Here is a 1,302-nt window from a genome sequence, read left to right on the forward strand (position 1 = left end):
TACATCAGGTTCTTCTCGGTCTCAGGGTCAAAGAGGTGGATGAGGTCGGGGCGGAAGGCAAAGTTGATCTCGGTGCCGTAGGGGATGCCGGCCCGGTGCTCGGCGGGCAGGTCGGTGGTGGGGATGCGCAGCACCACGTCGCGGCCCACGGCGTTGACGTGCAGGTACACCTCGCTGCCCATCATCTCGGACACGTCCACCTTGCTGGACACGGTATCGGTGCCAGGGGCGGCGGCAAAGGCGATGTGCTCGGGACGGATGCCCACAGTCACCTTGCGCTCGCCCACGCCCTTCCCGACCAGCAGCTCCTGGGCCTTGCCGCCCAGCACCACGGTGGCCTCGCCCACCTTGAGCTGGTACTTGCCGTCCTTCTTCTCCAGCTCACCGTCGAAGAAGTTCATCTGGGGGGAGCCGATGAAGCCGGCCACGAACAGGTTGGCGGGCTGGTCGAACACCTCCTGGGGGGTGCCGATCTGCTGGATGAAGCCGTCCTTCATGATGACGATGCGGTCGCCCAGGGTCATGGCCTCGGTCTGGTCGTGGGTGACGTAGATGAAGGTGGTGTTGATGCGCTGGCGCAGCTTGATGATCTCCGCGCGCATCTGGTTGCGCAGCTTGGCGTCCAGGTTGGACAGCGGCTCGTCCATCAGGAACACCTGGGGATCACGGACGATGGCGCGGCCGATGGCCACGCGCTGGCGCTGGCCGCCGGACAGCGCCTTGGGCTTGCGGTCCAGGTACTGGGTGATGTCCAGAATCTCGGCCGCCTCCCGCACCTTCTTGTCGATCTCCTCCTTGGGTACCTTGCGCAGCTTCAGGGCGAAGGCCATGTTCTCATATACGGTCATGTGGGGGTACAGGGCGTAGCTCTGGAAGACCATGGCGATGTCCCGATCCTTCGGCTCCACATCGTTCATCCGCTTGCCGCCGATGACCAGATCGCCCTCGGAGATATCCTCCAGGCCGGCGATCATCCGCAGCGTGGTGGACTTGCCGCAGCCGGAGGGGCCGACCAGGACGATGAACTCCTTGTCCGCAATCTCCAGGTTGAAGTCGTGAACCGCGGTCACCTTGTTGTCATAGATCTTCTTCACATTCTTCAGGGATACAGTTGCCATGTTCAGGGCCGTAAGGGCAATGCCTCCGCAAATACCCTCTTGCCCGCAGAGAGCGTCACTCTGCGGACGTTACGGCAGGTCTCCACACTGCCGCACCGCCGGCCCGGCGGGCGTTCCTCCTTTTTGACCGCTCCTCCGCCCTATGAAAATGGAGTAGGGTCGGAAGGCTTGAATTTTGGGGCGC

1 protein-coding gene is annotated in these 1,302 nt (G+C 63.1%); it reads right to left on the bottom strand.

Annotated features, from left to right (window positions below):
* On the bottom strand, nucleotides 1-1,118 hold a 1,118-nt coding region (locus ACESY8_RS19685), incomplete at its 3' end, for an ABC transporter ATP-binding protein (protein ID WP_204682703.1).
* Nucleotides 1,119-1,302 lie beyond the last annotated feature (184 nt).

It is taken from the genome of Clostridium sp. ATCC BAA-442 (genome assembly GCF_964239415.1).
GTDB lineage: Bacteria > Bacillota > Clostridia > Oscillospirales > Oscillospiraceae > Flavonifractor > Flavonifractor plautii.